The sequence below is a fragment of the Microcoleus sp. B7-D4 genome (assembly GCF_036705125.1).
Lineage (GTDB): Bacteria > Cyanobacteriota > Cyanobacteriia > Cyanobacteriales > Microcoleaceae > Microcoleus.
Genome location: NZ_JAUBTT010000051.1, coordinates 20,613 through 46,907 on the forward strand (window position 1 = coordinate 20,613; position 26,295 = coordinate 46,907).

26 protein-coding genes, 1 tRNA gene and 1 pseudogene are annotated in these 26,295 nt (G+C 45.8%); 15 read left to right on the plus strand and 13 right to left on the minus strand.

The annotated features are described in order from the left end of the window. Positions 1-5: 5 nt before the first annotated feature. From QUB12_RS20475 to QUB12_RS20485, 3 genes are all read left to right on the plus strand, one after another. Positions 6-395, plus strand: a complete 390-nt coding sequence (locus tag QUB12_RS20475) for a hypothetical protein (protein WP_333240877.1) — start codon at positions 6-8, stop codon at positions 393-395. A 137-nt stretch (positions 396-532) separates the two neighbouring features. Beyond that, entirely contained in the window at positions 533-1,318 is a 786-nt protein-coding gene (gene xth, locus QUB12_RS20480; protein ID WP_333308179.1) for an exodeoxyribonuclease III, read from the plus strand. A 246-nt stretch (positions 1,319-1,564) separates the two neighbouring features. Next, positions 1,565-2,440 (plus strand): SDR family oxidoreductase, encoded by an 876-nt coding sequence (locus QUB12_RS20485; protein ID WP_333308180.1) that lies wholly within the window; start codon positions 1,565-1,567, stop codon positions 2,438-2,440. Between the two features lie 318 nt (positions 2,441-2,758). Here QUB12_RS20485 and QUB12_RS20490 read toward each other — a convergent pair whose 3' ends face one another. Together QUB12_RS20490 and QUB12_RS20495 are read right to left on the minus strand one after the other, a co-directional pair. Further along, positions 2,759-3,880: an EAL domain-containing protein gene (locus tag QUB12_RS20490; protein ID WP_333308183.1), complete on the minus strand. Its 1,122-nt coding sequence runs from the start codon at positions 3,878-3,880 to the stop codon at positions 2,759-2,761. A gap of 621 nt (positions 3,881-4,501) precedes the next feature. Then, a tRNA-Pro gene (locus QUB12_RS20495) sits at positions 4,502-4,575 on the minus strand. A gap of 91 nt (positions 4,576-4,666) precedes the next feature. On the opposite strand from QUB12_RS20495, the pseudogene lipA reads away from it, so the two are divergent. The 3 genes and pseudogenes from lipA to QUB12_RS20510 form a co-directional block, all read left to right on the plus strand. Continuing rightward, positions 4,667-5,542: pseudogene (lipA, locus tag QUB12_RS20500) on the plus strand (lipoyl synthase); the annotation flags it as partial. A 991-nt stretch (positions 5,543-6,533) separates the two neighbouring features. Next, positions 6,534-7,799, plus strand: a complete 1,266-nt coding sequence (gene sigC / locus QUB12_RS20505; protein ID WP_333144702.1) for an RNA polymerase sigma factor SigC — start codon at positions 6,534-6,536, stop codon at positions 7,797-7,799. 480 nt (positions 7,800-8,279) lie between these two features. Continuing rightward, the gene (locus QUB12_RS20510) at positions 8,280-8,807 is read left to right on the plus strand and encodes a transcriptional repressor (RefSeq protein ID WP_333144703.1); all 528 of its coding nucleotides are present in this window, start codon (positions 8,280-8,282) and stop codon (positions 8,805-8,807) included. A 177-nt stretch (positions 8,808-8,984) separates the two neighbouring features. Here the strand turns inward: QUB12_RS20510 and QUB12_RS20515 are convergent, their stop codons facing one another. From QUB12_RS20515 to rpmH, 10 genes are all read right to left on the minus strand, one after another. Continuing rightward, a complete protein-coding gene (locus QUB12_RS20515) occupies positions 8,985-10,565 on the minus strand; it encodes a peptidoglycan-binding protein (RefSeq protein WP_333144704.1) in 1,581 nt (526 codons plus the stop codon). Positions 10,566-11,221: 656 nt separating this feature from the next. Further along, positions 11,222-11,398, minus strand: a complete 177-nt coding sequence (locus QUB12_RS20520) for a hypothetical protein (protein ID WP_242724391.1) — start codon at positions 11,396-11,398, stop codon at positions 11,222-11,224. Positions 11,399-11,848: 450 nt separating this feature from the next. Beyond that, positions 11,849-12,310: an SH3 domain-containing protein gene (locus tag QUB12_RS20525; protein WP_333144705.1), complete on the minus strand. Its 462-nt coding sequence runs from the start codon at positions 12,308-12,310 to the stop codon at positions 11,849-11,851. 199 nt (positions 12,311-12,509) lie between these two features. Next, positions 12,510-14,018 carry an AAA family ATPase gene (locus QUB12_RS20530; RefSeq protein WP_333144706.1) on the minus strand — a complete coding sequence of 503 codons (1,509 nt, stop codon included), beginning with the start codon at positions 14,016-14,018 and terminating at the stop codon, positions 12,510-12,512. A gap of 129 nt (positions 14,019-14,147) precedes the next feature. After that, positions 14,148-14,660, minus strand: a complete 513-nt coding sequence (locus QUB12_RS20535; protein ID WP_333144707.1) for a YceD family protein — start codon at positions 14,658-14,660, stop codon at positions 14,148-14,150. A 98-nt stretch (positions 14,661-14,758) separates the two neighbouring features. After that, positions 14,759-15,232 (minus strand): R3H domain-containing nucleic acid-binding protein, encoded by a 474-nt coding sequence (locus QUB12_RS20540; protein ID WP_333144708.1) that lies wholly within the window; start codon positions 15,230-15,232, stop codon positions 14,759-14,761. Between the two features lie 11 nt (positions 15,233-15,243). Then, on the minus strand, positions 15,244-16,392 hold the full coding sequence (gene yidC / locus QUB12_RS20545; protein WP_333144709.1) for a membrane protein insertase YidC: 1,149 nt from the start codon (positions 16,390-16,392) through the stop codon (positions 15,244-15,246). 204 nt (positions 16,393-16,596) lie between these two features. After that, the gene (locus QUB12_RS20550; protein WP_333057957.1) at positions 16,597-16,989 is read right to left on the minus strand and encodes a PH domain-containing protein; all 393 of its coding nucleotides are present in this window, start codon (positions 16,987-16,989) and stop codon (positions 16,597-16,599) included. Then, a complete protein-coding gene (rnpA, locus tag QUB12_RS20555; RefSeq protein WP_333144710.1) occupies positions 16,961-17,365 on the minus strand; it encodes a ribonuclease P protein component in 405 nt (134 codons plus the stop codon). Before rnpA ends, QUB12_RS20550 begins: the two co-directional genes overlap by 29 nt. 42 nt (positions 17,366-17,407) lie before the next feature. Continuing rightward, entirely contained in the window at positions 17,408-17,545 is a 138-nt protein-coding gene (rpmH, locus tag QUB12_RS20560) for a 50S ribosomal protein L34 (RefSeq protein WP_015174196.1), read from the minus strand. Between the two features lie 262 nt (positions 17,546-17,807). On the opposite strand from rpmH, the gene QUB12_RS20565 reads away from it, so the two are divergent. Both QUB12_RS20565 and QUB12_RS20570 read left to right on the plus strand, forming a co-directional pair. Further along, positions 17,808-18,245 (plus strand): type II toxin-antitoxin system HicB family antitoxin, encoded by a 438-nt coding sequence (locus QUB12_RS20565; protein WP_333308185.1) that lies wholly within the window; start codon positions 17,808-17,810, stop codon positions 18,243-18,245. Next, positions 18,242-18,664: a type II toxin-antitoxin system VapC family toxin gene (locus QUB12_RS20570; protein ID WP_333144712.1), complete on the plus strand. Its 423-nt coding sequence runs from the start codon at positions 18,242-18,244 to the stop codon at positions 18,662-18,664. Before QUB12_RS20565 ends, QUB12_RS20570 begins: the two co-directional genes overlap by 4 nt. Here QUB12_RS20570 and QUB12_RS20575 read toward each other — a convergent pair. Continuing rightward, positions 18,653-19,195, minus strand: coding sequence for a MarR family transcriptional regulator (locus tag QUB12_RS20575; protein WP_333308187.1), 543 nt, complete (start codon positions 19,193-19,195; stop codon positions 18,653-18,655). The genes QUB12_RS20570 and QUB12_RS20575 overlap by 12 nt on opposite strands. On the opposite strand from QUB12_RS20575, the gene QUB12_RS20580 reads away from it, so the two are divergent. The 7 genes from QUB12_RS20580 (at position 19,175) to QUB12_RS20610 (ending at position 26,179) form a co-directional block, all read left to right on the plus strand. After that, entirely contained in the window at positions 19,175-19,837 is a 663-nt protein-coding gene (locus QUB12_RS20580) for a class I SAM-dependent methyltransferase (RefSeq protein WP_333144714.1), read from the plus strand. The genes QUB12_RS20575 and QUB12_RS20580 overlap by 21 nt on opposite strands. Positions 19,838-19,968: 131 nt before the next feature. Next, the gene (locus QUB12_RS20585) at positions 19,969-20,100 is read left to right on the plus strand and encodes a DUF433 domain-containing protein (RefSeq protein ID WP_333144715.1); all 132 of its coding nucleotides are present in this window, start codon (positions 19,969-19,971) and stop codon (positions 20,098-20,100) included. 123 nt (positions 20,101-20,223) lie between these two features. Next, positions 20,224-20,934 (plus strand): M15 family metallopeptidase, encoded by a 711-nt coding sequence (locus QUB12_RS20590; RefSeq protein ID WP_333144716.1) that lies wholly within the window; start codon positions 20,224-20,226, stop codon positions 20,932-20,934. Positions 20,935-21,565: 631 nt separating this feature from the next. Continuing rightward, positions 21,566-22,639: a glucose-1-phosphate thymidylyltransferase gene (locus QUB12_RS20595; protein WP_333144717.1), complete on the plus strand. Its 1,074-nt coding sequence runs from the start codon at positions 21,566-21,568 to the stop codon at positions 22,637-22,639. 296 nt (positions 22,640-22,935) lie between these two features. Then, complete coding sequence (locus QUB12_RS20600; protein WP_333144718.1) at positions 22,936-23,469, plus strand: hypothetical protein; 534 nt, start codon at positions 22,936-22,938, stop codon at positions 23,467-23,469. Between the two features lie 252 nt (positions 23,470-23,721). Further along, the gene (locus tag QUB12_RS20605; RefSeq protein WP_333144719.1) at positions 23,722-25,860 is read left to right on the plus strand and encodes a glycosyltransferase; all 2,139 of its coding nucleotides are present in this window, start codon (positions 23,722-23,724) and stop codon (positions 25,858-25,860) included. 115 nt (positions 25,861-25,975) lie between these two features. Then, positions 25,976-26,179, plus strand: coding sequence for a hypothetical protein (locus QUB12_RS20610; RefSeq protein WP_333308189.1), 204 nt, complete (start codon positions 25,976-25,978; stop codon positions 26,177-26,179). Positions 26,180-26,295 lie beyond the last annotated feature (116 nt).

Genomic DNA, 26,295 nt, shown 5'->3' on the forward strand with positions numbered 1-26,295 from the left:
TTACAATGGCTACAGCAACATTATTAAGTCACGAAATAGCAGAAGGTCAAAGACTAATAGACGCTCTAAATGCAGCAAATCTATCAGTTGATTCTGCTCTCTGGAACTACGCACCAGAACCAGAAACCTGGCGGCTGATGCTCACCTCACCTCTGTACGATAGCGAAGGGCCTCTTAAAACTTATGGGGAAATTCTGTCAGTCTTTCGCGAAGTTAAACCTGAATTGAAAATCGATTGGACAGCCCTCGTAGCCGTAAGCCCAAAACATGACTTAATTGAGGGCTTACGTCAGGAACAGCAAAAGTGGAATTTAGACTTATCTGGCAGAAGATTGACAAATAATCGGATTAATCAGACGTGGATCGAAGATGCTTACATTTATCAAATCAAGTGAGTTGACACGGCAAAAAATAGCTTAAAATAGGTGCGATCGCTTTTATTATTAGTCCGCGCAGGCGGACTTTGTATGTGTAGTAGCGGTTTCAACCGCCGAGTCATCCGAATTTGGGTTCCCCCCACATAACTATATTAATGAAAATCGCCACCTGGAACGTCAACTCAATCCGCACCCGCCTAGAACACGTTACTAGCTGGCTGCAAACCAACTCCCCAGACGTTCTCTGCCTCCAAGAAACCAAAGTTCCAGACAAAGACTTCCCCCTAGAACCCTTCATCAACCTCGGCTACAACTGCTACATTTCCGGTCAAAAATCCTACAACGGCGTCGCCATTCTCAGCCGATCGCCCCTAACGCAAATCAGCACCGGATTTGCCCCCCTTCTCGGCGACGAAACCGCAGGTATTGTTGACGAACAAAAACGCCTAATAGCCGGAATTATCGACGATATTTGCATTATTTGCGTATACGTTCCCAACGGTTCCGAAGTCGGCAGCGAGAAATATGAGTACAAACTAAAGTGGCTCAAACTGCTGCAAGAATACCTCAAAATAGCACTAGATAAATCCCCCAAATTGTGTATTTGCGGCGACTTCAACATCGTCCCGGACGATCGAGATATCCACAATCCCAAAGCCAATGCTAACTCCGTCGGCTTGTCTGTCGCCGAGCGCCTCGCGCTAACAGAAATAATAGAATTAGGATTAAACGACCCCTTTCGCAAATTCACATCAGAAGGCGGCCATTATAGCTGGTGGGACTACCGCGCCGCCGCATTTCCACGCAACAACGGCTGGAGAATCGACCACCATTATCTCAGCCCTCCCCTGTACGAACAAGCAAAAAACTGTACAATAGACATTGCTCCCAGAAAATTAATCAAACCCAGCGACCATGCCCCCGTAATTGTCGAAATTTGATTTATAAGTTATAAGGTTAGTAACAATTGACATCTTGCCCCATTCTCAATAAGCCTTGGATGGGCGGACAGGATGCCCACACCACAATAAAATTAACTCTTTGTGGAACAGGCATCTTGCCTGTTCTTAAGGGGCAGGATGCCCAACCCCTACTCCCCACAATAAAACTCACTATTTGTGGAACAGGCATCTTGCCTGTTCTTGAGAAATGTGCAATATGTAAGTAACAACCAACCACAAAAAATCATGTTCTTAGTAACCGGAGCAACAGGCGCACTAGGCCGCCGAATTGTACGAGAAATCAGACAGCAAGAAAAGCCTGTCCGCGCATTCGTTCGCCTCGCATCTCGCTACTCAGAACTAGAAAACCGAGGCGCCGAGATTTTTATCGGCGACTTAAAACAAGACAAAGATATTAAAAAAGCCTGCCAAGGAGTGCAATACATTATCAGCACCCACGGCACCGGCGGCGACGTTCAAGCAGTACACTACCGCGCTAACATAGAATTAATCGACTGCGCCAAAGAAGCGGGAGTGCAGCACTTTGTCTTTCTTTCGGTACTGGGAGTCGATCGAGGATACGAAGATTCCGCAGTATTCAAAGCCAAGCGAGAAGTTGAAAAATACCTGCAAAACAGCGGATTGAATTATACAATCTTGCGGCCTGCCGGTTTTGCTTCCAGCTTGTTACCGCTAGCAGAAAGATTTCGAGAAACCGGACTTTACCTGCTGATTGGCGACGGCAAAAACCGCACCTCTGTTGTCAGTACCGATGACTTAGCAAAGATTGCCGCAGACTCGGCAACAGTCGAAGGCGCACGCAACCAAATTCTGCGAGTCGGTGGCCCGGATGTGCTGACAAGGGATGACATTCCCCGCATTTTTGCACGCTTATTCAAGCGCGAACCGATAGTAATCAACCCGCCACTGATGGTGTTTGACGGTTTGAGAAATGCCTTGGGTTTATTGAATCCTCAAGCTCAAAAAGACTTAGGAACTTTGCGGGTATTGCTGGGTAACGAGTATTTCTGCACTCCCGAAGAAGTGCAAAACTTGGAATCAATTTACGGCATGAGAATGGAATCCTTAGAAATGTTTCTGCGGCGCAATTTGAGCGTTTAAAGTGCTAGTAATTCTCGTTACCAGGCTCTGCCTGGTAATGAAGATTCGGAGGCTCTGCCTCCAAATTGTTGTCTCATTTTAATGGAGGCAGAGCCTCCTGATATGCGTTCCCAGGCAGAGCCTGGGGACGAGCAAATCGCCACTGAAAACCATTTCTTCTCGTTACCAGGCTCTGCCTGGTAATGAAGATTCGGAGGCTCTGCCTCCAAATTGTTGTCTCATTTTAATGGAGGCAGAGCCTCCTGATATGCGTTCCCAGGCAGAGCCGGGGAACGAGCAAACGAGCAAATGTAGCCCCAAATCGCAACTGAAAACCATTTACGCAGAAATAGGTAGTGCTTTAGCACCAATATAACTCGTAACTGCGATCGGCGGCGAAGTCGGCTTAGCAATCAAATAACCTTGAACAAAAGTTGCTCCCCGTTCCCGCACCCACTCAAACTCCTCCAAAGTTTCCACACCTTCAGCAACAGTTTTAATTTCTAATTGAGCGGCAATTTCTAACATCTTTTCAGTAATTAGGGCCTTATAATAATCTTGATCGACGTTGCGAATCAATTGCATATCCAACTTAATAAAATCTGGACGCAGTTGGTGCATCAAATTTAAATTAGAAGAACCGCTGCCAAAATCGTCCAGGGCAATTAAAAATCCCGCCTCTCGGTAAAACCTCAGAATATTAATCAAGTGATCGATATCAGGAGGGTGCTGAGATTCCGCTACTTCAAAAACAATATTGCTGTGAGGAATTCCCGATTCATCAATAGCCTGTACTGTCCTTCGCAGGCACGTAGCGGGATCGTAAACAGAAGTCGGAGAAAAATTAATAAAAAGCAGTTCTTTGATATTGTGCACTTTGGCTTCGCGGATAGCGCGAGTCCGGGCTAAAACATCTAGTTGAAAAATTAGGCCTGCTGATTCTGCTTGGGCAAAAATCCGACCCGGATAAATTAAGTTTCCTTGCTCGTCAATTCCTCGGAGCAGCGCTTCGTGGGCAAAAATTTTAGAAGTATCTGAGGTATAAACAATGGGCTGAAAATGTGTAGTAATGCGTTCTTCGGACAATAAGTCTAACAGCCAATCAGAGTTACTCAAATTAATAAAACTGTCTAAGGAAGTGCTGCGATAAAAATCGCTAAGTTGTGGCTGTTCAACTTCGGGCATCCACAAAACTTTTGTCTCTTTCAACTCTTGAGTTGTCAGCACCGATGATGCTAGGGCGTTAAACTTTTCTTTGGCTATTCCCTCAAGCATAACGTACAAACACTTGCTCTCTTCTAAAAGCTTGAATTCAAGTTTAGCCTTAGTCAGTGCCGAAATAACCTTGGTCAGGGTGTGCGATACTGGAAACCACAGGTATAGACCTCCCCTGCCCTCTATTTTTTCGGGTACTGTTTCGCAGCGAGAGCAGGAGCCGAAGGCTTTGCCACTTATTTGCATTGGAATATCCTCCGGTTTTTGGGTTAATTTTAGACAAGGTAACAATTAACTTCTATTATAAGCTTATTCAGCTATTAATTCATCTATCTCAAGATGTAAATCTTAATGAACTTGTATTTAAGAATTATTCGGGCAGTATTTATACTTACATCGGGTTTCAAGCCTTGGTCAAAGTTCTCCGCATTGAGCAAGTACCTGTGATTAAACACAGTCCCAAATCATCACAGAGGGAGAAGGCAAAGGCTTGTTCTCTCCTCTCTAATGCTGCTCTGATTGTTTACGTTTTATTCTATAATTCCCTCTGCCAAAACAGTGGCTACAGTTGATTTTTTAGCAAAGGGGAATTAACACGCCCATGAAGCGCAGCTATCCCGTAGGGAATCGCCCGATCGACTAATTTATGCGTACCAGAAATATACACACCCGGACGATCGCCCAAAACAAACTCACTTGCTGGGGCATATCCAATCTAATTTTATAATCGGGATGACAGGATTTGAAGCAGTTTTGGAGATACTCAGCTACTTAGAAGAGTCGGACTGAGCGAAGGATGAGCGGAAAGTCAAATGTCCAAGAGGGTAATAAATCTGAAACCCGTTACCCGTGAAGAGTTAAAAGCAATCGGGATGACAGGATTTGAACCTGCGACCCCCTCGTCCCGAACGAGGTGCGCTACCAAGCTGCGCTACATCCCGAAATTAGTCACTAGATTTTAAGCTTATCACATTCAAGTAAAAATTTAGCAACCTCGTATATAATTATTTGTAAAACACTACTCAGGCGGAGACAGACGTGACAGTTAAGCCCCAGTGGTTGCGAGTTAAAGCCCCCCAGTGGGAGCGCGTCGGCAACGTCAAAGAAATTTTGCGGGATTTATCCCTGAATACGGTTTGCGAGGAGGCGTCGTGTCCGAACATCGGCGAATGCTTCAACGCAGGTACTGCGACTTTTTTGATTATGGGCCCGGCTTGTACCCGCGCCTGTCCTTACTGCGACATCGATTTTGAGAAAAAGCCCCAACCTTTAGATCCCACAGAACCCCAAAGATTGGCCCAAGCAGTGCAGCGGCTCAAACTCAACCACGTCGTGATTACCTCTGTCAACCGGGACGATTTGCCGGATGGGGGCGCGTCTCAGTTTGTCGAGTGCATTCAAGCAGTGCGATCGGCGATGCCCGATACAACTATAGAAGTTTTGATTCCCGACTTGTGTGGCAACTGGCAAGCTTTAGAAATTATTCTCGCAGCCCGGCCAGAGGTACTCAACCACAATACCGAAACCGTAAAGCGACTTTACCGCAAGGTGCGGCCGCAAGGAAAGTACGATCGCACCTTGGAACTATTGCAGCGAAGCCGCGAACTCGCACCAGGGGTTTACACCAAATCCGGCATCATGGTGGGACTCGGAGAAACAGACACCGAAATTCGGGAGGCGATGCAGGACTTACGGGCTGTCGGCTGCGATATTTTAACAGTTGGACAGTACCTGCAACCGACTCAAAAGCACTTGAACGTCGAAAACTTTGTGCCTCCAGAACAGTTTGATGCTTGGAGAAAGTTTGGCGAATCTTTGGGATTTTTGCAAGTTGTCGCTTCTCCCTTAACTCGCAGTTCCTATCACGCCGAACAGGTGAGGGAACTGATGAAACTTTACCCACGCTAGCAATTTTAATTTGAGTTGACTCGCGCCCATTGGTGACAAGTTAAGACTTAACTGCATTTGTCAATCAGTAATATTACTCAAAAAAACTGCTTTTTTAGGAGTGGAAAATTTACGATTTGAGAGGGAGTAAGTATAAATATCATGGGAGGCATGATTCCTCGATCGCCCATATCTCAGTTTTATGCCCAAAATCCGAGTAAATGTTGAGCATAATTGCTGATTGACAATGCTTTCTTAGCTTAACTTGTTACCAATGACTCGCGCCCGTTAGCGAAGCCCTCGAAGAGGATCGCACCATTCTCACTACAACCAGATCAACCGGGTAACACCGAGGAAAAACTTGCGCTTGATATGCAGGCCCTGGGCAAAAAACCCGGTTTCAGATGCGGATGTTCTGGGCGTGATGTTAACCCGGAAGCAGCCGCCAATAGCAAAACAATTATCGGTCGATCGCCAGCTCAAACTCATGACTTACGCAAAAGACATCGAGAAACCCGGTTTTTGCGTCAGCCAATAACTCGGTACTGGGGACTCTAGCAACTCTGAAACCCATATTCTGTAATGGATTAAACTTCCGCGCTCACTGCAGCGTATTTAATCAAGAGCGCCGAGTTATATAAAGTTTTATTAAAAAAATGGCGAATTTTCCGAAGTGATCGGGAACCAGCTTATTGGTGATGAAGATTAACTTAACTTCTGACTAACGTCACTTGTTTCTAGCCAGTAACTATCTATACTAGCTACATAAACAAAGAAGTAAAGCACACTTTTCGGGCCTTCAACCTGTTACATCAGAAAGTTCTTAGCGTTTTCCAGAATCTTGGTAAAACAAGTGGGGCAGCAAAAGTTCGATCGAACAACAGCAGAAAAGTCAGAAAAGTTACTAAAGAAACACAAAGCGGTGATGCTTCGTCTTAACCAAATGGGCATCTTAATTATAAATAACCGCTAAGCGTAGCATCTTTTCACCGGAGCCACTGAGAAAATCACTATGCCAGCCACCTCTTTTTACGCTGAAGCTGAATTCGACGAACAACTGCAAGTCAATCCCTTGCAAGGTGATGTGTTGGATGAAGATGCTGAAGAAGCTGGAGACGAACTGCTCGACCAAGACCCAGCAGAGACAGAAGATGCAGACCCAGCAGCCAAATTGCAAAAAAATGCCAGCCGTCGCACTACAGATTTAGTGCGCCTGTACCTCCAAGAAATAGGTCGGGTTCGTCTCTTGGGTAGAGACGAAGAAGTCTCGGAAGCTCAAAAAGTTCAGCGCTATATCAAATTGCTGGAATTACGTAACACCGTCGCCTCCCAGGAAGAAGGACTAATTGGGCGCTTCGTGCATTTAATAGAAGTGCGCGATCGGTTATCCGCACAGTTGGGACATAAACCTTCCCTGGAACGCTGGGCATTAACCGCCGGTGTCGGTGACGTGCCAGAACTCAAGCGAATTATGTCCGAAGGCAAGCGCCAGTGGGCCGAGTTAGCCGAGATGACGGTGGAGGCGATCGAAAGAATTCAAGCTGAAGGCATCGAAGCTAAAGACCACATGATTAAGGCGAACCTGCGCCTAGTGGTTTCGGTGGCGAAAAAATATCAAAATCGCGGTTTAGAATTGCTCGACTTAATACAAGAAGGTACTCTGGGACTGGAGCGAGCTGTAGAAAAGTTTGACCCGACGCGGGGCTATCGGTTTAGCACCTATGCCTACTGGTGGATTCGGCAGGGAATTACGCGGGCTATCGCCACTCAAAGCCGCACCATTCGCCTCCCCGTCCACATCACCGAAAAACTTAACAAAATCAAAAAAGCCCAGCGCAAAATTTCTCAAGAAAAAGGTCGGACAGCTACGATCGAAGACATCGCTGTCGAGTTGGACATGACAGCGCCCCAAGTCCGAGAAGTTTTGCTGCGAGTTCCCCGTTCTGTTTCTTTGGAAACTAAAGTGGGCAACGAAAAAGATACAGAGTTGGGCGACTTGCTCGAAACCGACAGCATCTCCCCAGAAGAAATGCTGATGCGAGAAGCTTTGCACCGCGACTTGCAGCAACTGCTGGCAGATTTGACCAGCCGCGAGCGAGATGTAATTCTGATGCGCTTTGGTTTGGGTGACGGACACCCCTATTCGCTGGCAGAAATCGGTCGCGCCCTCGACTTGTCCCGCGAACGAGTGCGTCAAATTGAAGCCAAAGCTTTGCAAAAACTCCGCCAACCTAAGCGTCGCAACCGCGTCCGCGACTATCTGGAGTCTTTGACTTAAATTGGGACGGTCAGTCAGCGCGATTAATCAGGGATCAAGGCATTTGGCACTTGTGCAGAAGGCATGAGGCATTCGGCAGAAGTAACAATATTTACTTCTAAACAACTTCTCTGTCCTCTGCAGCAAGTCAATCGATTTTAGATTTTAGATTTTAGATTTTAGATTTTAGATTTTAGATTGAAGTATTGACTTGCGCGAGATGAATCCGGGGGCTTGTATCCTGGATGCTTTCATATCGTTTCCGGTTGTATCGGAATGATTTAACCGCAGAGGGCGCAGAGAACGCAGAGGGAGAGAATACAGAGAGGAATAATTCCGATGCTACCGGATTTGATATCAGTCATAAAGCTGGTTACAAGTCAAAAAATATCAAAAACCAAATTTTTTCCTCAATCTTTTTTCAATAAGCTGCGATATTTGCAAAATATCTCGATCGTTGTGTATTATTGTCAATAGGCAGACTTTCTTGAGAGGGTCACTATGGCACTTTATACCGCGTCCTCATTCAAATCCGAACTCAATGACAAAGGCTGGCGGATGACTCCCCAACGGGAAACCATCTTGCACGTGTTTCAGAACCTCCCCAAAGGCAATCACCTGAGTGCGGAGGATTTGTACACTTTGTTAAAAAATCGCGGCGAAAACATTAGCTTGTCCACCATTTACCGAACTTTAAAGTTAATGGCAAGGATGAGCCTCCTCCGCGAACTCGAATTAGCAGAAGGTCACAAACACTATGAAATAAACCAGCCTTACCCGCATCACCACCACCACCTAGTCTGCGTTCAGTGCAACAGAACGATCGAATTTAACAACGATTCGATTTTGAAAATTGGCATGAAGCAAGCTGAAAAGTCTGGGTTGCACCTGCTAGACTGCCAGCTAACCATTCATACGGTGTGCCACGAAGCTTTGCGGATGGGATGGCCGTCTTTGGTTTCCAGCAATTGGTCTTGTCCGAGGTCGATCGCCCAGAACGGCAGCAGCGCCCCGGATTTAATCGAGTGACATTACACTATTTTCGCATTTCAAGTACGACTTGTTACAAGTTTTAACAAAAATCGGTAGCCCAAGTGCGATCAGAGTTACGCAGAAACCGGGTTTCTTAAGAAAAATACATCATTTCAGGAATGAGTCGGAAACAAGAAACCCGATTTCTTTGATGTAGCGTCCGCAAGCCTGGGGCTAAAAAGTTTGGCTCAACAAATCGTCGCTGCTAACCCCGTAACTGCGCTGAGCTCGATCGAGGGCATCTCTCGTCGAAGTATCCAAAACTCCGCTGATCGAGCCTGTGTAAAAGCCGAGGTCTTGCAGCCGCCTTTGTAATTGCTGAATGCTCGATCGAGAGTTCAAACTGCTGCTAATTGGAACAGCAGGAACAGCTAGCCGCCCAGCTAATCCGTTTTGGAGCGCAGCCCAAGTCGCCGGAGTGGCAATACCCGTCGCCGGTGACAAATTGCGTTCCTGCTGAAACGACAGCACCGCAAACTCAGTCTCGGCTCCAAATACTCCGTTCACCGGGCCGGGGTTTTTGCCCAGACTTCTGAGCGCAGACTGAAGCTGTCGGACAGCAGGCCCAGTATCGCCCCGTCGCAGACCAGCGGCGATTTGCTGCGGCACAGGCGCTGCGGCCTGCCTGTTGCCTTGCCGCAAAGCCGATCGAGTGCTGCGATCGACCCTTCCAGTCCCGAACAGCCCGCTATCTCTCTGAAAGCGGATCAAAGCTGCCTGAGTTGGTCGATCGAACCAACCGTGAATCTGGCTCCTGTAATAACCCAATTCTTGCAGCCGCCGCTGCACAAATTCTACTTGTCGGCCTCTGTCGCCCAACTCCAGAAAATCTCCGGCATTACTCTGTTGCTCATCTTCCTCAGTCCATGAGGTAATTTGAGCTTGCCTCATCTGGGCATCGATAGCAGTCAAAGTAGCAGTGTCAGCGCAGCCGTCAGAAACCAGATTGTAATCTTGCTGAAAACGAGTCACAGCGTAGAGAGTGCGTTCGCGAAACTTGCCGTCAACGCCGCCTTCAAAATAGCCCAAAGCTTTTAATTGCCGCTGGATCAAGTCTACCGTCGCCCCTCTGTCCCCGAACCGCAGCCCCTTGCAACCGCCATTCCCTGAAATATCCCCTGGAAGCGTAACGGGGGGAACTGGCCGGGTGGAACCAAACAGCAAAGCTAAAGTTTGCCTATCGGCAATTCCAGTTACCCGCAGTCGATTTATTCGCTGGAAGTATCTAACCGCATTTTGAGTAACTTCGCGAAAACTCCCTGTTGGACGCGCGTTGAAGTAGCCTAGCTGCTGCAACCTGCGCTGGAGTGCGGAAACATCTGCACCCGCGTCTCCAAAACGCAGCTCCCGATAATTTGTATAAATAGTATTAAAAGGTCGATCGTCATCCCCGGCAAAACTGTTGAGTGCGATCACAGTAGCTCGATCGGGCCTACCAGTCAGCGACAGTTGATAGTCTCGCTGAAAGTTAGTCAGCGCCTGTTTTGTTACCGGGCCGAGTTGACCTGTCGATGATCTGGGAAAATAACCGAGTTCCCGCAACCTGTCTTGAACAGAGCGCAAATTTGGATATCCCGGATCTATTTGAGCAAAAGCCGAACCGGCTGCACTCAAAACCGACAGCATCAAAGCCAGAGACAGCAAACGGACGTAAGTCTGACTCGATAGGTTTTGCCACTTGGGCTCATCAAAAATTTTCGACTCTGCGGGTGCTTCGCAAACAAGAGCAAGTTCGAGGTAAGCAAGAGATTCCATAATTTTTTAGTGTGAAATTGTGGGTGGATTGTGTGAGCAAACTGCCAAAAATCATTTTTAGCACGCTTGGCTTGGATTCTATCAACGCTAAGTTCTACTTGGAAAGCGCGAAGCACCCGTTTTTCTAAAAAATTTACAGTCAAAAATAATTACAGGTAACAACCAAGATAGCATCGCTGCTTCTAGAGACGCGAGACTAAACAAAAAAGTTTGCAGGCATAGTCTTAGCCTTTAAGGCCAAAAGACAATAAGTTCTGGGGTAGTGCTGGCTAATATTTTATCTGGGGGCCGCAGAAATTACCACAAGACTTGCGGGCCGGTTCTTATCACCTTAATTGGTTGTCGGGTAAAGAGCCTGAAATCGCAGGTTTTTTGTTAAGAAACGCGGCTTCTTCATGTGGCGAGTGCGTCTGGGAAAGTACCGCTGATTAACGAAAAAACTAGCCACTAAAAATCCCCACTTTTGCTAGTTGCAAATAGAACGGGGATTTTTTGATAAGCTCACATCTTGCATCATTCTTAAGAACAGGCAAGATGCCTGTTCCACAAAGAGTGAATTTTCTTGTGGAATAGGCTTCTTGCCTGTTCATAAAAAGCTTATTGAGAATGGTGTAACATCTCGTAAGTTGACTGTGTATTAAAAAATCGACGCTCGCTTAAATTAAGCCGAACCGATCGCAAATTACAGCTACTCCCGCTGCAAAAATAGTAATTGCGATGGCTACTAGCGGGTTTTGGCCTCTGCTCACCGCAAAAGAGGTAACGACCCCAGCTCCCAAAGCTGCAGTAACAGCAGCAGTCGCCAAATCTCGATCGGGACGTTTGTCGTACATATTTTTTATTGTTGGTAGCTGTTAAGCTGAAAACTTACATCTTGTTATCCAAGCTACCATTCTTGCCTCTGCGCCAGTGACAACAGCCTGGGTTTTGCAACTAACCTTAAAATTTTGCTAATTTTCTTAACATACTCTCCTGAAAAACATAAGTTTTACTTATGTTTGTTCAAGTTTTTCTGTTGACTTTTAGCTATTGAAACCTTTTGTCTGCTGGGCTTTTATGTCAAATTCAGGATTTTGCAGGGGGCGATCGCACCCGCAGTCTGTGCGCCTCAAACTGCAATCTCAAATATCGTAAATAAATTTAACTTGACTTTTTGTGATAAATGTGTAAATCGCTATTTGGGCAACAATAGACAGGAAAAAAACCGGCGTTGGTGAACAATTTTCACACTGCCATTCCTTCGCTGCCGTCACAATCAGAGGAGTATATTTTTTGTCTAAATCCTATTCGCCCTCAATTCTTTCAGTATTGCCGCCTTTGACCCAACCTTCGCGATCGCCATCCTCAATCCGAATTCGCTGCCACTCTTTGTCGGGCGACTCTTCCAAAACTACGACTCTTTCCTTGTAACCAACACCGCCAATGCGGTTCGAGTCTCGGCTACCAGTATCCCGGAGAATTAAGCCGATCGGCTGAGTCACCAGAGCTCGGTAAGCTCCCGGTTCCAGCGGTTTCGGAGACGGGGCATCGCTAGATGTAGAAACAGGGCTAGCCTGGGCTGTTGACTTCGGCGCAGCGCCCGCAACCTGAGCTGGTGTTTTGTCGTTGGAAAAAACTGGTTTTTCGGGGATAGTAGTTAGCTTAGCGGCAAAGTAAAGTGCAGCAGCCACGCTAGCACCTGCCATCAGGACGATCGCGAGCAGAAAACCCACTAAAAATTTGAAAACGCTATATACAGTGTTCATAAAACCGCAAATGAAGGAAGAGGGAAGTTCGGCAACGGATTCTGTAACGGATGTAACGGATGTAACGGATGTCAGGCAGAAGGCAGAAGGCAGAGGGAAGAAAGTTGACTGTTGAGTGTTGACTGCTGAATGTTGAGTAAAATCTGGTAACTGCCAACTGACAACTGGCTACTAACTACTGACTACTGACTTCAAAAGGTTAACCTTGAATCCGGCGGCTCAAACTGCCGTATCTAGAAGCAAGGCGAGCTTTCCCAGCCGCGGCCCAATCTTGGAGAAACTGGATTTGCTCTTGAGCCGTTCTGGCTAAGGGCACCATCTGACTAGCTGATTCTAAAATATCATCCGTGGTAAAGTCTCGATTTTGGCTAAAGCCAATGTGCATTGCTTCAATCAAAGTTTGCTCGATTTCGGCCCCTGAAAAATCGGGAGTTTCGTAAGCCAAGCGCTCTAAATCGTAATTTTTGATGCTGTGCGATCGCAACCGCAACAAATGTACCTCAAAAATCGCCCGCCGTTCCTCCTGGCTGGGCAAACCCACAAAAAATATTTCGTCAAACCTGCCTTTTCTCAGCATTTCTGGCGGCAAAGACTGGATGTTGTTGGCTGTTGCGACTACAAACACCGGCGAAGTTTTTTCGGCCAACCAAGTAATAAATGTCCCGAACACCCGGCTGGTTGTCCCGGAATCCCCTTTACCGTCTAATCCCGCAAAAGCTTTGTCAATCTCGTCAATCCACAGCACGCAGGGGGCCAAAGCTTCGGCTAGCTGAATCATTTGCCTGGTGCGGGATTCCGATTCTCCGACTAATCCGGCAAACAAGCGCCCGACATCCAACCGCAGCAAAGGCAAATGCCAGTGGTGGGCGATCGCCTTTGCTGTTAAGGATTTTCCGGTTCCTTGAATTCCGACTAACAACAAACCTCTGGGATGCGGCAAACCGTATTGGCGAGCTCGATCGGAAAAAGCACCGCCGCGCCGCAGCAGCCATTCTTTGAGATTGTCCAAACCGCCGATATCGGATATATTTTCGCGGGCTGGGTAAAAATCCAGAATTTGAGTTTGGCGAATTGTTTGGCGCTTTTCTTCTAAAATCAGTTCCGCGTCGTCGGAATGGAGTTCGCCTCTGGTGGCGATCGCCTTTGCCAAAACTCGGCGGATTCGTTCGATCGACAACCCTTGGCAGGAGCGCACTGTTTCGTCCAGCAAACGCCCTTCAATGGCTTGTCCGGTAGCCCCTAATAGCCTTTCTACCTCAACTTTGATTTCCGCCGCCGCAGGCAGGGGAAATTCCAAAACTGTCATCACTTCGCTGAGGTCTTCCGGGATCGAAATTAAAGGAGATATGATGACAATATTTTTGGGCACAGATTTGAGGAGTCTCGCCAAATTCCGCAGCTTGCGGGAAATCGAGACATCTTCCAAAAACCGCTGAAAGTCGCGCAGAATAAAAATTGCCGGCGCAGTGGCGGGTAATTTTTCGAGAAATTCCAAAGCTTGCAGCGGGTTGCGCTTGCCAAAACCTGTATCGTTGGGATTGCCTTGGTAGCCATCAACAAAATCCCAGATGTAGACGGCGCGAGAACCTTGTTTTTTGGCACTTTGGGCGATCGCCGCTTCTACGCGCTCTTCTTCCCGTGTGGGAATGTAAATTAGGGGGTAGCGCGATCGCAGCAGTAGTTCAAACTCGTCGCTAAAAATAGTCATTAGTCAGTTGTCAGTGGTTAGTTGTTAGTTGTTAGTTGTCAGTGGTTATTTGTTATTTGTTCTTTGTTCTTTGTTATTTCTTATTAGCTAATGCCAACTGCCCACTGCCAACTGCCCACTGCCAACTGACTAAGGCAATTGCCGTTTAAGTGCTTCCAGAGACGCCCAGCGACTGTCTGAGACTGTTTCGGTGCTTTCTGTATTTGCATCATCAGTTAAAGAAATTCCCGGACATTCAGTATCGCATATCTGTTTGTGCGGCAGTTCCAAACACATTTGCTCGTACACCCAATCGCCCGGAGAGAAATAGCCGCCTGGGGACAAATTTTCCACCAAATCTTCTAAAGCAACTTCTATTTCTGCTGAACTTGAATCTGTTTGATTTGCTGTTTCTTCTAGCCAGATTAGTTCTGATGAGTTGAGTGCCAAACGATGATTGTATTGTTTCAAGCATCTGTGGCAGGTGAGAGTAACAATTGTTTCTGCTTTTGCCTTCACCTCAAGATAATTCCCTTGGTGACTCACTTGCAGTCGCCCTCGCACCGGAGTAAGAGTTTCTAAATCGGGGATAAATTCTTCAAAATCAATGACCTCTTTCCGCTCAGTTTTTGTGAGTAGATGAGGGATATAAATTGTCTCCATAATCTTTCGCCTTCCTAATTCTTGAATTCAAAGGTCAAAAGGAATAGTTAATTTTTTAACTTCTTCCTTCTTCCTTCTTCCTTCTTCCTTCTTTAGCGTCAGCGCAGCCGCACTACCAAACGCCGATCGGGTTCTTGTCCTTGACTGTAAGTTTCTATATCCTCACATTCGCTCAAAAAGCTGTGGACTTGACGGCGTTCTGCCGAAGACAGCGATTTTATTTCAACTTCAACTCCCGTCGATCGGGCTTGATCTGCTGCGTACTCTGCCATCGATCGCAATTCCTCTTGGCGGCGGATGCGATAGCCATTTAGTTCAACTGTATAAGGAATTGACTCCTCTACTTCCTGACCTATATTCTGAACCGTGTTGCAGAGGTACTGAATGGCATCTATTACATTACCGTTTTGCCCGACTAAGATTGCAACTTGTTCGGGAGTCAGATTGCTTTCATCTATTGTCATCCAATAGCAATCTTTTTGTTGTTCGCATACCACTTTTGAAGGAATTGCGGACAGTTGTAGCAATTCTTCTAACCATGCCTGTCCGCGCTGCATTTGAGAGTCTTTCATTGTTGTTAAAATCAAGCCTTTTTCTTAGAACGCTTGGGCTCAAATGGAAGTGCATCTAATCCTTGTTCTTTTTGGGTTTTTGCCTCTGCTTCGTCCACTATTTTTTGCAGGTTTTCCGGCAGCGGTTCTCGCGACAAAATGAACGATTGAACTGTTTGGAAGATGTTAGCAATCAGCATATACATCAACACGCCGGCGGGCAGCGGGAAGAACAAAAACATCCCTGAAAATATGACTGGCGTCAGTTTGTTGACTGTAGCCTGTTGGGGGTTGTCGTTTGGTCCTTGTGCTTGTCCTGAAAGGATTTGGTTGATATACAAACTGATGCCGAAGCCCAGGATCATTACCAAAATATCCCAGTGGATTGTACCGTCTGAGTCGATCGCGCCAACGCGACCTAGAGCTTCAATAAACAGGAATCCTTTGTTACTAGCCAATCCGGGGATTGTGCCTTGAACTGTGGCTTCACCGGGCGCTAATGCCGTGATGTTGCCCTGTTCATCTACCTTGACAGTTTCTTCGCCTTTGATGACTTTCCAGCCCGGTTCAAAGTCGATTTCGCTTTTATTTTCTGCCGCTAAAACTTTGAGAGGTTTGCCCTCTGGGGTTTGAAAATTAATCTTGGTTGTGTCGCCGACTGCGAGTTTGTCGCCGCCTGGAATTACACCCACAACAGGAGCATGAAAAGTACCTGTGACGTAAATATTTTGTGGCGGTGTAGCAAAAGCTTGCGGTTGAACATTTTCGATTTGTTCTTTCGGCAAAACTTGAACGTTGACGCTGTAATTTATGTCAGAAAACGGCGAACCCCTGAGCGTTGCAAACAGTGCAAACAGCACTGGCATTTGCAGCACCAACGGGAAGCATCCTGCTAGAGGATTACCAAATTCTTTGTATACTTTGCTCATTTCCTCCTGCTGTTTTGCAGGATTGTCTTTATAGAGTTTTTGAATTTGATCTACTCGCTCTTTCATCAATGGCTGCGCTACTTTCATGCGCCGCATATTGCGAAGAGAGCCTGCATTGAGAGGATAAAGAGCAAAGCGAATCACAAGCGTCAGAGCTACGATCGCTAAACCGTAGCTTGGCACGATCCCGTAGAAAAAATCTAGGATCGGGAGCATGAGGTTGTTGGAGAGAAACGAGATACCGAAATCCATTCGCTTTGAGTTAATTTAGGTGCTCTATGTTTGCTGTTGAGAACTATTTTTACCCGCTTAACGCGAGCCGCCTCAATTTTTAGGGTTTTGTCTCTATCTTAGGACATTGCCCGTCGATCGACCGCCCGGTCTGCGGGTTTGTTTTAATGAGTTTGCCAATACTCGCACTGAATTGGGCCTCTAATCAGGGTGAAAGCGGTTCGGTTATTTAGCTTGGGCCGCGTTTGCTTTTTGAGCTGCTGCGGGCAGTTTTTCGTTAATGTAGTCATACATTGCTCGAAATTTCGGCATAGCTCTGAGTTCCAAGCGGCTGCCATTTTTCATGGTGAGCACCATGTCTCCGTAAGTCCCGAAACCGCGAGGTACTGTGACGATTTTGACTATATCTGAGTAGATAACGTCTGTCTGTTCGCCCCCCATCCAACCGCTAGTTACGGACACTCGGCGGCTCGTGATCCGATACCGCAGCCACAGAGCCCGGACAATTGCTCCTACTGCTAGGGGGATTCCCACCACAGTCAGCCCCAGGAGTAAATTGAGGATCAAGTCTCCGGGCGCGGGGCCGCCTTCATAATATACTTCCTCTCGAATTCCCATCTAGTACCTCGGCTTCTACCAACAACTGCTCTAATTCTTGCAGAATTTCTGCATAATTGCACTCTTGTGCGATCGGACGCACGACAATTACTAAATCCCACCCGAATTTTAATCGGGGCAATAGCTGTCGCAAAGCTGCCCGAATCTGACGCTTAATCCGGTTGCGGACTACAGCGCGTTTGCTGACTTTCAGGCTGATGGAAATGCCTGTGCGAGTGGGCTGCAAGGATTTTTCGGCTGTCGGTTTCGCAAATTCGGCGCTTTTTGGTTTACGCAGAGCTCTTAAGCTGAAATGGGCCGAGTTACGGCGGATTCCCTTGCGGTATACGGCGCTGAAGTCTTTTCGGTGCTTAAGTCGGTTTGTATCGGGCAACATGGCGTAGGGCGATCGTTGAGGCCTCTCAACCTTGATGCAGTGCTAGACTGCGAGGCGGTGGCGACCTTTGCTGCGGCGAGCTTTGATTACCAATCGACCGGTTACGGTACGCATTCTGGCGCGAAAACCGGATGTTCTTTTTCTTTTGCGGCTGGTTCCGTGCAGGGTTTGCTGTGTCATTTTGATTTCTCCCGGCTTGTTACTTTACTTTTGATTAATATTCACAATCTTCTAGTATACCATAGAAGGGTTTTCTTGGCAATAATATTTTTCACGGTTGAGATGTAATCAGAGTAAGAGTGAAGTTGCGATCGCAGCCTTGAATGATTGGTAAAGGCTAGAATCCCGCAGGCTTTAAGTGCGGTGGCCTTCTGAACTGCTGACATCTATTGAAAGCCTTGCGAAAAGAATTAATTGGATGTTTGAAAAACAATGGGTTAAAATGCCAAATATAACCAACCAGAAAAAACAGATGAATGCCACAGTATTAACCCCGAATCCGAATCCTTTAACCCAATTAACTTATCAAGTTCTAATTGAAAAGCACGATGAAGACCTCTACAGCGCAATAGTTTGGGAATTGCCAGAGTGCAGAAGCTCAGGATCTACTAAAGAAGAAGCTTTAAAAATTTTGCACCGATTGTTGACCGAGCGTCTAAAAAAAGTCGAAATAGTCTCTCTGACAGTAGACATTCCCCAAACTGAAAATCCTTTAATGAAGTGGGCAGGAGCCTTTAAAAACGATCCGCACTTTGATGAGATGCTAGAAGATATTGCAGAACTGCGCCGCGACAGGAATGTACAAATGGCAGAATATTACGATCGACTCGATGAAGCAGAAGCCACCAATAAAATTGAGGTGGAGGAAACAGCTAAGTGACTTTGTGGATATTTGATACAGACCCTGCCACACTTTTTCAGCAGGGGAATCCACAAATAGTGCAGCGTGTCAGGGCAGTTAATCCAAAAGATATTGCCATTACGATCGTTACATTTGAAGAGCAAATGTATGGACGACTTAACCGTATCAGACGAGCGACATCAGGGGAGGAAATAATATTAGCTTATGCAAGTCTGCGAAAAACCATTAACTATCTGACCGAATTTGAATTGCTTGACTTCGATCTAGATGCTGAAAATTATTATAAGGAATTTTTGCGGCAAAAAATCCGCGTTGGCACGCAAGATTTACGGATTGCCGCGATCGCACTTGCAAAAAGCGGTATTCTACTTACCCGGAATCGCCGAGATTTTGAAAGAATCCCTGGATTGAGGTTTGAAGACTGGTCAGTGCAATGATTGGGATATGCGATCGAGCATGATGTAGTTGTTGAAAAAAGTTCGATGGAGTTCACCATGATTCGACCAACCACACCCAATGACACCGCCGCGCCGATGACCCTGGCAGACGCCACCGGCCTGTTCGAGCCGAACCAACTCGATGAAGTTGGCGAAATGTTGGCTGACTAATTCGGTGACAACAGCGGCAGCCATCGCTTTTGGATCGCAGACGACGCCAGAGTGTCTCAGCCAAATGTGGCGATCGCGCGTGTCTCTCTCCCGGCGGACTAGGCCTGTTTCTTCCATGCGATCGATCGCGCCTGTCAGCCTCCCGCCTACCTGTTGCAGTTTGTCGCCAATGCTGGAAGTCGGCAAACCGTCTTCTTGCCACAAGCCCAAAGGGTGCAAGTCGGTTTTTTGGCGATCGAATGCTACGCTAAAAGCGGGAATCCGCCCTCTGCCGGATATGTTAACAATTCTTATTGTTCTTAAACTAGAAAGAGTAAATCTAGTTCGCGATCGGAATTTATGTTGCTTCCACCCGACCAACGCACCAAGTTAGACGACACCGACGACAATTTGTTCTATTCCAATCCCCGGTTTGTGACTCACGTAGACGATGGATTTATTCAGCAACTCACCGATTTATATCGGGAACGGCTGAAACCGAATACTCGGATTTTTGATATGATGAGCAGTTGGGTTTCTCACTTGCCCGACGAGATGCAATTTGCCCATGTTGAAGGGCACGGCATGAATGAAGACGAGTTGGCAAAAAATCGCAGACTGAATCATTATTTTGTGCAGAATTTGAACGCAAATCCCAAATTGCCACTGCCGGATGCAGAGTTTGACGCGGTTGTCAACTGCGTTTCGGTACAGTATTTGCAGCACCCGGATGCGGTTTTTGCCGAGATTCACCGGATTTTAAAGCCTGGTGGCGTAGCAATTATGAGCTTTTCCAACCGGATGTTTTATCAAAAGGCGATCGCGGCTTGGCGGGAAGGTTCGGAGGGCGATCGGGTAGAATTAGTCAAGGGTTACTTTGATTCCGTCAAAGGAGCGAATATACCCGGATTTAGCAAGCCGGAAGTAATTGTTCGCAAGCCTAACTTGCCGAGTTTTATGCAAATGCTGCGAATACCAAGCGGCGATCCATTTTATGCGGTAGTTGCTTACCGCCAAAGTTAGGATTTTTGGGTCGTAAGGACTTTAGGTGGAGATTGAAAGCACTAAAGTCCTTACTACAAACCGATCGAAAGCTACGCTCTGTAGGTTAGGATATATTTAATATTTGCTCCTAAAATATGGAAAACCCGCTTTTGCAGCGCATCACACTCGCTCCAAATATTTGTCACGGAAAACCCTGTATTCGCCGTCTCGGATATCCAGTAGAGTTAATTCTTGAATTACTCAGTTCTGGTATGAATGCTAAAGGAATTATAGATGATTAGGACGATTTAGAACATGAGGATATTCTAGCTGCTTTGCTATTTGTCGCGCGGCTGAATCAAGTGAAAAGCATATACCGAGTATTGTAGTTCATCAGTAATAATAAACTAGGGTAACACCTTGATATGAAACCATATCACCAAATAGCGATCGACGAATGCGGCGAACCTTTAGTCCCAATTCCAACAGAACATTTTGTCTTTGAAATGCCGCACCCTTATCAAAAGTTGGGTGCACCCTATCACAATAGCAAAGCAGATTCGCCTTACTATCTGCGGCAAGGAGTTGTAGATAGTTTAATCGCCGCTCAAACCCAGCTACAGCAAAATTATCCAAATTGGAAAATTCTGATATTTGACGCTTATCGGCCGGTGGAAGTCCAGCAATTTATGGTAGATTATACTTTTAATCAAATTGCCCTAGCTCAAGGCTGCGAATTTCCGGTTTCCGAAGACAAACGTCAAGTGATTATAGAACACGTATATCAATTTTGGGCAGTACCGAGCCTCGATCGCGCGACGCCTCCCCCTCACAGTACAGGTGCAGCTTTAGATATAACTTTAGTGGATGAAAATAATCGGCAAATTGATATGGGTTCTCCGATTGATGAAATATCAGAACGTTCTTATCCCGATTATTTTGGTAAGAGCAAGGAGCCGCAAAAACAGGAATATCACCGCCGCCGGAAAATATTAAAAGATGCGATGATAGGTGCGGGTTTTCAGCAACATCCTAACGAATGGTGGCATTTTTGTCTGGGCGATCAGATGTGGGCTTGGTTGACAAATCAAAACAATAATGGTAGTCAATTTTTGGCCCGATACGGTCGCTATTAAAAGGGTACGCAATTAAATCGGGACTGGCGCACTCACAACCTTAAGAAAGGGGTTTTGTGACAAAAAACCTCAGCTTTTAACTGCTTCCTGTGGCAATAAACCTGGTTTCTGACACTCTGTGCCTCCAGGAATATAAAAGTTTGAGCAAAATAAATCATTTGTATCAGGATACACGGCAACTATTGCCAGCGGGGTAGCGGTGGTTTAAAATCAACGAGAGCGAACAAGTGCAGGCAAATCAAGCCAGCACTGCAAACCCTAAAGGATAACTCAGAGTTCACCCAGTCAGGAACCTCAGCCTAAAGGCATGAGGCTTGAAGGAGAAATCTAACAAGCCATTCTGACCAGCCTAAGTCTTAACTGACTACGTTTTTTGGGTCACGATACCGGAGAATGCGAAGCTAGTTTTCCGCTCTATCGCTGAGGGTTAAACAGTCCTAAGGTCACTGGGACGGTGCTTTCAGCCTAACAAGCCCTTAAAACATTGACCGACAAGCTAACTTTACTCCGAAAGGAGAACGGGACAACCATATCCCGGCGGGGAGGCAACCATACCTCCCCAACCCCGCAAGGGGATTTAATTCAATGTAAAGCCGTCCTAGAAGGACGGGGTTTCAAACCCATAATTCTGATGAAAGCACTCATCCTCTCTGGCGGTAAAGGAACACGCTTGCGTCCCCTCACCTATACGGGTGCTAAGCAGTTGGTTCCTGTAGCAAATAAGCCGATACTGTGGTACGGAATTGAAGGAATTGTGGCGGCTGGGATTACGGATATTGGGATTATTATTAGTCCCGAAACCGGGGAAGAGGTGAAGACGAAAACAGGAGATGGATCTCGCTTCGGGGCCAAAATTACTTATATCTTGCAAGAAAAGCCGGCGGGGCTCGCTCATGCGGTAAAAGTTGCCAGACCATTTTTGGGCGATTCTCCGTTTATTATGTATTTAGGAGATAACTTAATTCAGAATCAGTTAGATCCGTTTTTAGAGATTTTTAACAAGCAGAAACTAGACGCTCTGATTTTGCTGCGTCCCGTTCCCAATCCCTCTGCATTCGGTGTGGCAAAAGTTGATGAGAAAGGCAGAGTTTTGGAGTTAGTAGAAAAACCACAAGATCCGCCATCGAATTTAGCACTGGTGGGAATTTACTTTTTTGCTCCTACTATTCACGAGGCGATCGATCAAATTCAACCCTCTGCCCGCGGCGAACTGGAAATTACAGACGCTATTCAACAGCTCATGAATCAGGAAAAACAGGTAGAAGCCTGCAATTTAGAGGGCTGGTGGCTGGATACGGGTAAAAAAGACGATTTGCTGAGTGCAAACCAAATCATTTTAGATAGCCGTATCGTAGCTTCAACTGAATTAAAAGTAGATGCCAAAAGTCAAATTATCGGGCGAGTGCAAATAGGGGAAGGAACGGAGGTTATTAATTCTACAGTTCGGGGGCCAGTGGTAATTGGGGAAAATTGCCGCATTGAAAACTGCTTTATCGGGCCTTACAGCAGTATTGCCGATCGCGTGACGATGATTGATGCTGATATCGAACACAGTGTAATATTACAAGGGGCGAAAATACTTGGCATTCACCAGCGAATTGTTGACAGCGTGATCGGGCAGCGAGCTCAACTCACCAATGCGCCCGCTCGTCCAAAAGCTCTGCGGTTTATGATTGGTGATGACAGTCAAATTGAGTTAGCTTAAATAGGAAGGAGAAGGTTGTGCGATTGATTCGAGGTAAGGTGAGCAATGTATCTGTGTCAACTTAAGCTCAAAGGTACTACGAGTCTACTGTCTTCTTTCCACAGTCTTCCCGATCCCCCCTAACCCCCCTTAATAAGGGGGGGACAAGACTATTCAAAGTCAACCCCTACTCCCCTTCTTAAGGGGGATTTAGGGGGATCGAGACTCGGATAGAAACCAGATTTAGACATGGTTTCAGTCTTAAGCTGGCACTAAGGGTGGGCACGGCGTAACTTACATTTAAAGGAGAAGAAAGTTTGCAGTACGAAGAAATACCAACTCAACAGATAATACATAAATTGCGGCAAACTTTGGAGCCGCGAATTGGTATTGCTGAGCCGTCGCTGTTGGGAATAGAAAATAGTACGATCGCCCAAAATGAAGATGACGAAGACATCGCCCTTTTAAAGGCGGGTTTCGACATTTATAACATCCCCATTACCTCTTACCAAAGGCGACTCGGTTCCGCAGTCATTGTCGTTAGGAAAATAGTCCGAAAATTGCTCAGACCGGTACTCGAACGACAAGTAATTTACAATTTTGCTAATACCCGCGTCGTGCATACATTAAGCACACAGTTGCAACAATTGCAAGAAAATCAACAAACTATCTTTGAAAAAATTGAATCGGAATTCAGCAGCGAATATCCCGAAGTTACAGCACAGCTTGAGACTCAACAAAGAGCGATCGCAACTTTTCAGTCGGAAATAGAGCAAATTAAAGCAGTGCAGCAGCAACATACTGCTATTTTAGAGAAGATTACCGCTCAATTGCTCGATCGACAAAAATAAAGCATCAAAGATGACCCAAAAAAAATTGGTCGCAACCCCCCGATTCAGTCCCGAGAGCAATGCTTCAATGCTTCAATCAAAAATCGAAAATTATTCAATTCCTCAATCTAAAATCCTAAATCCCAAATCGAAAATTCCTCAATCCTTCAAATTTTCAATGATTCAAATTTTCAATGATTCAATCCCAAATAAAAAATCCTTCAATCCTTCAATTCCTCAATCTAAAATCTAAAATCTAAAATCTAAAATCGAATGACTGCACTGCCCATATGCTCGTTAATTATAGTCAACTATAACGGTCTGCGCCACACGAAAGATTGTTTAAAATCTCTACAAAAACTTGCGTATCCCGAATCGCAACTAGATTTAATTGTAATTGATAATTGTTCTCAAGACGATTCCGTTAATTCCCTGCGCGAACTATTTCCCAAAGTTCGGATTTTTGTCAATACTGCCAACAACTTTGCTAAAGCCCTCAACCTCGGCATCAGCGAAGCAAAAGGGCAATATATCGGCTTTCTAAATAACGATGCTACCCTTGACAGTCGCTGGTTAGAGATTCTTGTAAAACGGCTAGAAACTAATAAAGAAGTAGGGGCGACCAGCGGCAAATTGTTGTTTAAAGACGGGCGAATTAACAGCGCAGGTATTCAGCAATTACCTAATTTTTATTGGCAAGATGTGGGATTTGGCGAAAAAGATGCGGGACAGTACGATACAGAACGGGAAGTCGAAGGGCTGTGTTGGGCCGCGGTGCTTTTCCGCAGAGAATGTCTCGAAGATGTGGGACCGATAGATGAAGATTTTGTGATGTATTTTGAGGATGTAGAGTTTGCAAAACGCTGCCACAAACGCGGTTGGAAAATGCTTTATACTCCTGCCGCCATCGCCCATCACGAATATCGGGGTTCGAGTAAAGGAAGCAAACTTACCGAGTATTTCTGCAACCGCAATAGGTTTTTGTATTTGGCAAAACATGAACCATTGCAATTAGTCAAAGGAATTCATACTTCTGATTTTTTTACTAACAAGCAGTACGATTTGCTGTTCGAGAGTTTATTTGTAGCGATTAAAAAACTTCTAGATTATCAGAAACCAGAAATCATCGAAACTGTATTGCCACAGTTGTCGGAAAAGTTGGCGGTGATTTACAGTCGCCTGAAGATCGATCGCATTTTGTCTCGCTTACAGGTGGTTCGGGGCGATCGCAAAATGTCGATCGCCATTTACGATCACGGACTGCATTTTATCGGCGGCGGCCAAAAATACGTCGCTACCCTCGCCTCGCTGCTGCAAAATGAATTTGACATTACTTTTATCGCCAACAAACCAGTTGCTGTTTCCGACTTAGAATCCTGGTATGGACTCAACCTTTCAGGATGCAAAATTAAAATTATGCCCTTGGCGTTTTACGATAAACGCGGAATGCAGTGCATCGATTCCAGCATCATCGTGGAAGATATGGAAAATCCCTTTGATGAAATTGCCAGAGAAAGCAAAAACTACGATATTTTTATCAACGCGAACCAACTGGAAAAAGTTAAACCACTATCGCCAATTTCAGTATTTTTCTGTCACTTTCCCAATACCTTCCGCAACCGTCATTTTGCTGTCGATGATTACACTTTCATTATTGCCAACAGTCAATTTACCGTCAAGTGGTTGGAGAAACGCTGGAACCTACAGCCAACTTTTCTGCTTTATCCCCCCGTGGAAATGGCAACAGTTAAAGTGCCGAAAGAAAACATAATTTTGGCGGTGGGACAGTTTGAAGCTGGGGGAACAAAAAAGCAAATTGAACTAATTAAAGCTTTCCGCAGTTTGCTAGCGGATTATCCCGAAGATTTTCAAGGATGGCGACTAATTTTAGTTGGCAGCAGCATTCCGAAAAATCCTTATTTAAAGACTGTTCAGAATTTATTGAAGCAAGATTCAAGGGCGATCGAGCTAAAAGTCAATGTTGACTTTGATGAGGTAAAATCACTTTATGCTAGAGCGAGCATATTTTGGCACGGCTGCGGTTTGGGTGAAGTCAATCCTCAAAGATTTGAGCATTTCGGGATGGCGACTGTGGAAGCAATGCACAACAGTTGTGCTCCGATTGTTTTCAACGGCGGCGGTCAACCGGAAATTGTCGAACATGGGCGATCGGGCTTTGTGTTCAATACCGTTGAGGAACTTTGCCAGCGTTCACATCAACTAATTGTTAATCCCGATTTGCTAGCAGAACTTCAAGCAGGTGCACAGCAACGCAGTCAGAACTTTAGACTTGCACATTTTGAGAAAAAAGTCAATAGTTTTTTTGATATTCTTCACCAAGAGTATGCTACAATTCGGCTGCCAAATCCTGCCGATATAGCTCAAATGCTCGATATGGAACGCGATCGATAAATTGCGTAGGGGCGGGTTTTACCAACAATATTTAATGATTGCAAACAATTTATATAAACCCGCCCGTACACCGCCAATAACTAACATCAAATCTGACTTCTGTGCAACCATAAAAATGTACATTTTCATTGTTCGTTGGGTGGGGGCGGGTTTAGGAAATTATGGGTTTTCGGCAATTATTGTTGGTAAAACCCGCCCCTACAATTGGGATAAATTTTGGTTGGGTGGGGCGGGTTTAGGAGATTATGGGTTTTCGGCAATTATTGTTGGTAAAACCCGCCCCTACAATTGGGATAAATTCTGTTCTATAAAATTCTGACTTCTGTGCAACCATAAAAATGTACATTTTCATTGTTCTTTGGGTGGGGCGGGTTTAGGAGATTATGGGTTTTCGGCAATTATTGTTGGTAAAACCCGCCCCTACAATTGGGATAA